The sequence below is a fragment of the Candidatus Clostridium eludens genome (assembly GCF_045310515.1).
Lineage (GTDB): Bacteria > Bacillota > Clostridia > Clostridiales > Clostridiaceae > Clostridium_B > Clostridium_B eludens.
Genome location: NZ_JBJHZX010000079.1, coordinates 1 through 8466 on the forward strand (window position 1 = coordinate 1; position 8466 = coordinate 8466).

Here is an 8466-nt window from a genome sequence, read left to right on the forward strand (position 1 = left end):
ATAGTTTACCTCCAATCACTTTCTACATTATAATAAATACAGATGTAATTGTCCAAACCTATTTAGGGGCTTAAGAGTTATGAGTTATCTAATATATTAATTAACAGATTTTATTAATTTACATAAAGAGGATTGCTTATGCCTCGAAATTCGTTTTGGAAATCTTCTTAGTGTATTTTCATAAATTGAAGTTGGATCATTACTTGTCGTGGTAAATGATTCACCATCCGTGCCAAGTTCAGAAGGATAAACCACGATATCTCCATTACTTGATACCATAGCGATAGGTTGAACAGTATTATCAGATGCATTCAATGTTTGACCATTAACCATCGCTGACTGATATTGTACAGTACCCATATTTGCCAAAGGAAGAAGTTGGTCGTTTTCATCGGAAGGATCTTCACTAATCCATTCTGCTGATGTTCCAATTTCTTGAGCATAAGAAGAATCTAACGTGGTAGATATTGTTTGAGTTCGTGTTTGGCCGTCAGGGGTATTTACAGTGAATGTTAAATTCCATATAGAACTTGACGATTCAGCTATACTAACTTTAATAGCTGAACCAATAGGAACACTTGTTACATCTTGAGCAACGTCCGGTAGCTGTTCCCAAAACACCTCTGCTGTAGGTTGGCCATTTTCCATTTGCTCTGTGGTTCCCATTTGAAGGAGATCTGTAGTATTTGATCCTCCCAAACCGATCCACTGTGCAGCAGCTGCATTTTGTTGGGTTGATGAAATATTAGGGACTGTCCAACTGCCAGAAATGCTAGTATAACCACTATTAAATGTAGGTGTAACTATGTATCCTGCCCAATTACTTGATTCTTCTGTGTCATCCGGAAAACTTATAGAGGTTATTGATGAGGCCTCTACATTCAGGATTAGTACAACATCCCCACTATATCCATTAACCGTACCGTTAAAAGTGAATGTACCTGGCTGACTTGTATCTACTTGATTATCCCATGTAACAGATACATTTTCTGTGCTTCCATCACTCATAATGGCTCGTACAGTAGTTGGCAAACTATAGCTATCATTTTGATTTACAGTTACAATTATATTGCCTATCGTACTTATAGTAGGCGTAGTTGCTGGGTTAACAGTGAATGATGATGCACTTACTGCAATTCCTCTCTGATAAGATACTGAATCAACAACACTTTGAGCAGCCGATGTTGTTGCTACTACTGGTACTGTCAATGTAACGACATCTCCATTAGTACTAATAGCTGTAGGAGTTACTGTTGTAGCTGTTGCTCCGCTTATTGATTGAGTTACAGCAAAATCGCTAAGAGCTGGTGTCGTTGTTGGTGCGCCACTTAACCTTACTGCTATTGTTCCATTAGTAGCACTCACTGAAGAAACAGTTGCACCTGATTGTGGAGTATAACTTGTTGGTGTATCATTTTGTTCTATATCTGAATATATCGTCTCTATTGTTGCTGTAGGAGTGGCAGCAAATTGCTTATTTGCATCTGATGCATTATATATTTTACCGCCTACTTCATAACCATAGCTACTCATGTTTAATATAAGATCAAAAAGAGTTGTTCTATTGTTAAGTAATATATTACTTATGCTTCCTTCGTCCGTAACAGGCGTAGTAGATATATTATATATATCACCCTCTTTTGCATAAACAACCCCGCCTAATGAAGCTGCAATTATTATAGCTATTGCAATCTTTGACAATTCCATACATACTTTTTTACTTATCATATATAGTTCCTCCTTGTGTATCCAACCGAACATAATTAAAACAATTCCATATACCTTTTTATTGAATAGTATTATCAAATCTTTTTTGTTATTGCTTCGTTGCTTTCTTGCTCTTCTACAATCCATACATTTTTGAGGGTCATTATTGGATCTCTTTTCCTTTGTAAAGAGCTTGTTCAGTTGCAGTAAATATGAATCCCTATCCACATTCTTTATAAGCTATCGTTTTATCTGCCATCTATCTATACCTCTCTCTTCAAAAATACCCCTCTAACAGATGGGCACAATATGTTTAAGGAGGATTTCGTATATTTCTCTTATCATATTGTTGTTAGGGTTGAGTTTATTATAACATTTTTTAGAAACGTACAGAATTAACATTTCGTAAAGAGAAGATACGTTAAGATGTAAGACATATATATTTTATATTACTTGTAGATCAAAAGTTGAATATAAGGCATGTGGGCCCGCAAAATGACGCGGAATAACATAGAGTATAAGGTCCATTATTCATTATGTGATGTTACAAAATAAACATTGTTAAAGAATGGCACTTATTTGTTTCTATAGTGTTTATAGGATATTAAAAAATTAAACAACTAATTAATAAATATGCCATTAAATTGTAACAAAACCCCCTTACAATAATAGGTGTCCTAAGAAAATAAACTTAGTGAAAATGAAGATAACTTATTTACATATATCCCTTAAAAAATAATTGTAATTGCAAACTTTGTGTCTATAGTTGCAGGGCACATTAAATTAAAGTGCAACTGCCAGAAGTTTGTATATTAATTAAATTAGACTCCTTATATGAAAAAGTGAGTGCCTGTTATTTAAGGTGCTTATTTTTTTATTGGGTTGTTTTATCATTGATTGTGAAGTTTCTCATAATAGATACAATTATTACATTGTTGAAAGTAATTTATTTTGACATTTGAATACCTAGTACAATTTTTACTATTAGGAAAATACGTATTTATAATAGAGTGGTACTTGCTTCTCTATTTTTTTATTTTAGATTTATATAAATTGTTAAAATAACCCTATATTCTATAAGTGAGGGTAGTTCACTAATTACCAATGACCCCTATTTTGCCCAACGGTACTTTTAGTAATTCAATAGCTTCAGAAATCTTATACTTGTACTTATTTGTCCATACTTCATCAATGAACCTATGGAATATATTACGATATATTTTCATTAATACGTTGCATATTCTTTTTATATCTTTATGTATTTGTGCATATTTAAGTGGTGCCCTAGTCTTTCTAATATTCTTACAGCTATTTATTATTAAGTTAAAGGATGTATTCATTAGCTCTAAACTACTACTATCTATTGATTCTATGAACTTATTACAACTTATACATAAAGTCTTACATTCTCTAGTAATGTTAAATTCATATTCCTTTTCTTTGTAGAATTGATTTTTCAATATAGTACCTCCTTGTAAACTGTGAGTTAGTATCTTTTGGTATTAAAAAGAGGGTGCCGCAAATTTGGAGCAGGGGTATTAGAAACTAACAACATTTAATCCTTATAATTCTCATCTTCGCCACCATCTTTGATTACATATTCTATATCTTCGTCAAGATTATCACGGTTGGTCTTTTCTATTTCAACTCTAATCTTCTCGATTCTTAATTTCTGCTCTTCTGTATCCATATCCCAGTTATTGTGAAGTATTTCATCATACTGCTTAATCATACTTCTCAACTCTGCCATAGCTCTCGATTGAGCCTGCAAAAATGTTGCTTGTCTATCCCACGCAAACTGAAACTCATATTCAATCTCCGTATTCAATACTTTGGCATCTTTATCTCCTCTGATAGCAATACCCTTAGTCTTCTTGAGCTCCTTAATCATTTCTTCTTTATTTTTAACATGCATAATTCTCTGTGACCTTGCTATGGCCGTATACTGAATTATTATGTTTTCCCAGAGCATATCCAAAGTATCTTTTATCATAATATCTTGTACTATCTCCATTGTTTCAGGTGGAAAAATCTTAGAAAAAAAGCCATGGGACTCAGCTTTTTTGTTCCGTTTTGTAAATTGATTTTTAGGATTATGATTACCACTTCTTATTCGTTGATTTTGAATACCCCTTGACTGTTTATCACATTTGGAGCGTTCCGTATCTTTTGGGAACGTTCCATTCAATTTATCATCCCATTTATCTTTATTTTTCCACCCTCTTATGCTTCCAGATGAAAGATTTAAAAGCTCTGCAATTTTTACTAAATCAATATTTCCACCATGCTCTTTGTAAATCTCAAATGCCCTATCTCTGTTTGGACTTCTCGGTCTTGCCATGTTTACATTGTCACCACCTACCCTGCTTTTTACAACATTTCTAATTATATTTTAATATAATTTGTACTCCTATGCATATTTCAAGGGGCACAGGGTAAAAAATAAAAAGAGCATAGAACCTATACTCTTTTTATTAGTTTTGCTTTTCCTTATTGTTTTAAATACCATCTGGATGTATTAATTTTGATACTCAAATTGCTGGTAATCCGTTCAAAACCCTTTATTACCTTACTTTCCTCTTCAAGTTCACATAAAGCACTATAAATTGCAGGACCATCTAAATGAGCATTACCTATTCTCAAAAGAAATTTTAAAGTGGTCAATGGACATTCACTCAATTCACTTATATAATTTTGTTTCTTTAGTATGTCTATTATTTCTTCCTTCAATCTCTCTTTATCGGTACTTAATTCTTCTCCATCCATACCTATACCCCCTTCTTCAATTTTTTATAAATAATGATAATATCCTGCTAAAATAGAAAGATGATAGATGTATACTGTCTATTTAATCTTTTTATTCCCGTTTTTTATTAATTTTATTATTCTAAATAAAAAAGAGAGCTTCCACTCTCTTGAATTTATTGGCAAAATATAAGATTTCTTATAAGTACAATAGTACTAATACTTGTCTTAATCAGTTGGGAATAGGCTTAATATTATATGTTCTTGATTTTGTGTTACAGTATCTTTTGTTACTAAGGTATCTAGCTGTTTTGTAAAATCTGGTGTTGTAGTTATCTCATCAGTATAAAACATATTTAATATCGTTGTTTCTTGAGCTTGAGATATATCTTCTAATGCTACTAAATCATTTAGTTTAGTTTCAATATTGGCAGAAGGTGAAATGTACGTTATAGGTATAGCTCCCTCAGTATTGTTAGTGGAACATGCATGAACCATTGTGGCAAATCCTACATTTAATAGCAATGGTACAGTAATTATTAAAGACGTAAATGTTTTATTTTTCATTTTCAACCCTCCTAAATTTCATTATATTATACACGCCTAATTTGTATTTGTTAAGTATTTCTACAAATAACTCTAAATTCCTGCTTAAAAATAAAAAAAATAGCAGCATGTGCCACCACCTTAATTAAGCTTTTTGTATATAAAAATAAGTACCATTTTATTTTGGTACTAAATTATAATTGGGGTTTTTAAGATAGATATATGTTATTAGGCTATTAATCTCTACTATACTTTTTTTAATTGAGAGGATTACAGAAACTACGGCTTTTTATTTGGTACTACCTTAAAGGTGACAGCAACATTTACCAGCTTTTTAAATTTCTTATAAAATTCATATTTTAGTAGTTATTAATAATATACTATACTAACTACTATCGAAGGGATGATAATGAAAATTGGAAACTCAGCAAACACTTACAAACATTACTTTTAGAAAAATACCCTATATACTCACAATATGCCCATGCCTACTTCTTATAGCTTATTCCAGAAGTAAATTAAGTGCTTTATTAAAATCGATTCCTCATGATGATTTATTTAATTTCGTGTGGATATATATGAAATCTGATAGCCACCAGGTATTTTTAATTCTAGCACTAATACTATTGATTATCGCACCAATGTCCACTTCTACATACCTTCTTATTAAAAAATTTGAAGATGAAGAAAAACAAGGTAAAATATTAAGCGTAATACTAATACTATCTAATATATCTGTAATCATTATTACTATTTTATCAAGCCTAATACTATTTAAAATTATATCTACGATAATTCTTGTAAGCTTTTTAATTTTACTTGTATCTCCATCGATAGGTCCAAATAGAGAATAATAACAATATTCCTATACTGTTGTATATCAAGAGCAGAAATGCTCTTTTTAATTTTTTTAAATAGGCACTACAGAATCATGTTTTTTGTCTCTATTTATAATTGGTTTATTCATCAGGAATATCATCTATAACCTGTACACCCAAACTACTATTTTGCTCTATTTCCTATTTATCTCTCCACCTAGATTTCAATAGAGTCACTCCTGGTAATTTTACTGTAGCTTAAGCTTCACAACTTTCTTTAGTTCCTTTAGCCTTTTCAATCTCCATATCTTCTAATAAAGCTTCTAAGAATTCATCTCTCAATAGTGCTTTGAGTAATAACTTAGCAGCTTGTTTTCTTGGTACTTCATAGTCACCTAGTAAGATAGCAACACCCTCAATCATAGCCGTTATTGGATCATCTATGTATGCGAGATTTTCAGTGTTAAATACTTTTCCTTTAAAAGAATTTAAATTTCTTTTATTATCCATAAGCAGTTCCCCCTTTCATTAAATATTTGTATGTAAATACTTATTTTTCCATAAATTCTTATGTATATACTAACATAAAATAGTTTAATGTGCTAAAGTTAGGCTTTAGCATTACTTTGTTACAAAAATCCATGTAATATTTTCTACTTAATTTTAAGCTTTAAAGGAAGTAAACTAAAGTTGCTTAGACTTATAGCTTAGTTCCTTTAGTAAGTTTTTATATAGCCTTTTTTTATATTCCTATAATATAAAAAGCTATCAAACATAGTACTAAACTTCTTCTTTCATAGATACTATTTCTGGTTTAGTTTCCCCTAAATATCTAAGATTTGTAAGCCCAGATATAACGCCCATTTTGTAAAAATATTGCGCCTGAATTGTAGCTAACTGTACTGAAATATCATCAATCTTAATTATTAAAGTATATATTTTTGATGGAACAATTAAAGATAACTTTCTTAAAATATCATTATATTCTTCAAGCAACCTTTTATATTCTCCTGTATTTTCAAGTACTTTTAAATCTCCGGTTTTGCAATTAACATCCTCAAACTCTAACTCTATAGTCCTATTAATTGCATCTCTTAATTTATTAGACACGTTAGTTCCTCCCTTATATCTTTAAATTTTTAATCTGCTTACTTAAAACCTACATTCCACATGAAATTCCTCTACACTATGGAATAAACGCCTTAATATAACATATATTTTCATAAATTAGCCTATAAAATACATGTATGAAAATCCACGAATTACATTTATTGTAAATGCCATAACAAAATATATTAAATTGTATTAATATCTAATGTACACCTTGTTCTAATAAGGATTATTTATTTAAGCAATAATTTTATTCATAATAATGCTATGGATAGATAAATACTAAAAAATGTTAATTTTCATGTGTGGAATGTAGGTTAAATATAAAACTCAAACTAACGTTTATGCCACAAAAGCATTTTAATAATGAGAGACGCAACATATACAATATCCTAGATGGGCATTATCCAACTCACCAAAACATTACTTAGCTATTCAGAATAGTGATGTCCTTGATGCTTAATAACGTGTTGTGTAGAAGGTCGTTACAAAAGGCCCGTGGAATAAGAATATATTAATGTGAAAATATAGGATAAATTTTATTAAACTAAGAACAAAATGAACTGCATCTTTTAGTTTTTCAAGATAATTTTACCTAAAAAGTAGGAGCGTATAAAGCCTTAATCAACAGCTACTTTCTTCAACTACCTTTATTACATTGCCTTCTAAATCCATAACTGCACTGTAGGTATTTACATCAGAAAATATACTTTTAAAAATCTCACCTGCAGCTTCACCAAATTCTTTATTATTGTCCATTTCCTGCAACATGCACTCATCTACAGCCCAATATACTGGCATCTCATACTCATAGCAATCATATATACCTTTCAGCTTACCCTTTCTATATCTATATTCTGCCCCTGTAACACTTACAATCTTTAATGTCAAGTTATTCTTTTCTCCAAACTTGTTTTTATATCTTCGCTTTCTATTCTGAAAAGTTTGGCAATTTATATTAAGCAACTGACATACATCATGTTCAGATAATATATTTAAAGTTAATATATCTATAAAAAATTTTCCAAAATTCGCTATATGTTTTGAAATACATTCAATTGTTTTATTTATTTCCGATATTTGAAGATAAATCTCAGCCCTCTTCACAACATCATTAATTTTTTCAAAATATATATAGTCATTATCATATATTCTCTTACATTCAAGTAATTCATCTATACGTTTATATAGGGCTATAACTATCCATCTATCTCTAACAAATTCATTTTTTATATACTGTTTCCATTCAGGATCGGTTCGCTTTAATTCTCCTGATTTAATTCTTAAAATTCTATTCTGTCTAACAGTACTTTTATAAGTATCTAATATACGTTCTATATTACAATTAATCATATTCTTTTACCTCCATTTAATAAACTCATGTGGTTACTACGAAAGCTTAAGTAGTAACCACAGTTTGTCTTACTTACACTTATATTTTTACTTCCCTGCTAAAATTGCTATTTTTTTGTCTAAAAGTTCATTCTGATGTTTTAAAGCATCTGTGTAACCCCTAACATAGTCTGCTCCAACTCCGTAG

The 8466-nt window shown here is 30.5% G+C and carries 9 protein-coding genes; 1 reads left to right on the forward strand and 8 read right to left on the reverse strand.

What is annotated here, in order from left to right; genetic code table 11:
- Positions 1 to 96 precede the first annotated feature (96 nt).
- The 5 genes from ACJDU8_RS24440 to ACJDU8_RS24460 form a co-directional block, all read right to left on the reverse strand.
- Entirely contained in the window at positions 97 to 1728 is a 1632-nt protein-coding gene (locus ACJDU8_RS24440; RefSeq protein WP_406794794.1) for a G1 family glutamic endopeptidase, read from the reverse strand.
- A gap of 1073 nt (positions 1729 to 2801) precedes the next feature.
- Positions 2802 to 3167, reverse strand: coding sequence for a hypothetical protein (locus ACJDU8_RS24445; RefSeq protein ID WP_406794795.1), 366 nt, complete (start codon positions 3165 to 3167; stop codon positions 2802 to 2804).
- A gap of 95 nt (positions 3168 to 3262) precedes the next feature.
- Positions 3263 to 4048 (reverse strand): phage terminase small subunit, encoded by a 786-nt coding sequence (gene terS, locus ACJDU8_RS24450; protein WP_406794796.1) that lies wholly within the window; start codon positions 4046 to 4048, stop codon positions 3263 to 3265.
- A gap of 149 nt (positions 4049 to 4197) precedes the next feature.
- The gene (locus tag ACJDU8_RS24455) at positions 4198 to 4473 is read right to left on the reverse strand and encodes a hypothetical protein (protein ID WP_406794797.1); all 276 of its coding nucleotides are present in this window, start codon (positions 4471 to 4473) and stop codon (positions 4198 to 4200) included.
- Positions 4474 to 4680: 207 nt separating this feature from the next.
- Positions 4681 to 5019 (reverse strand): hypothetical protein, encoded by a 339-nt coding sequence (locus ACJDU8_RS24460; RefSeq protein ID WP_406794798.1) that lies wholly within the window; start codon positions 5017 to 5019, stop codon positions 4681 to 4683.
- 395 nt (positions 5020 to 5414) lie between these two features.
- Between ACJDU8_RS24460 and ACJDU8_RS24465 the strand changes: the two genes are divergently transcribed.
- On the forward strand, positions 5415 to 5852 hold the full coding sequence (locus ACJDU8_RS24465; RefSeq protein ID WP_406794799.1) for a hypothetical protein: 438 nt from the start codon (positions 5415 to 5417) through the stop codon (positions 5850 to 5852).
- Between the two features lie 222 nt (positions 5853 to 6074).
- Here the strand turns inward: ACJDU8_RS24465 and ACJDU8_RS24470 are convergent, their stop codons facing one another.
- The 3 genes from ACJDU8_RS24470 to ACJDU8_RS24480 form a co-directional block, all read right to left on the reverse strand.
- A complete protein-coding gene (locus tag ACJDU8_RS24470) occupies positions 6075 to 6326 on the reverse strand; it encodes a hypothetical protein (protein ID WP_406794801.1) in 252 nt (83 codons plus the stop codon).
- A 270-nt stretch (positions 6327 to 6596) separates the two neighbouring features.
- Positions 6597 to 6926, reverse strand: a complete 330-nt coding sequence (locus ACJDU8_RS24475) for a hypothetical protein (protein WP_406794802.1) — start codon at positions 6924 to 6926, stop codon at positions 6597 to 6599.
- A gap of 624 nt (positions 6927 to 7550) precedes the next feature.
- The gene (locus tag ACJDU8_RS24480; protein ID WP_406794803.1) at positions 7551 to 8279 is read right to left on the reverse strand and encodes a hypothetical protein; all 729 of its coding nucleotides are present in this window, start codon (positions 8277 to 8279) and stop codon (positions 7551 to 7553) included.
- Positions 8280 to 8466 lie beyond the last annotated feature (187 nt).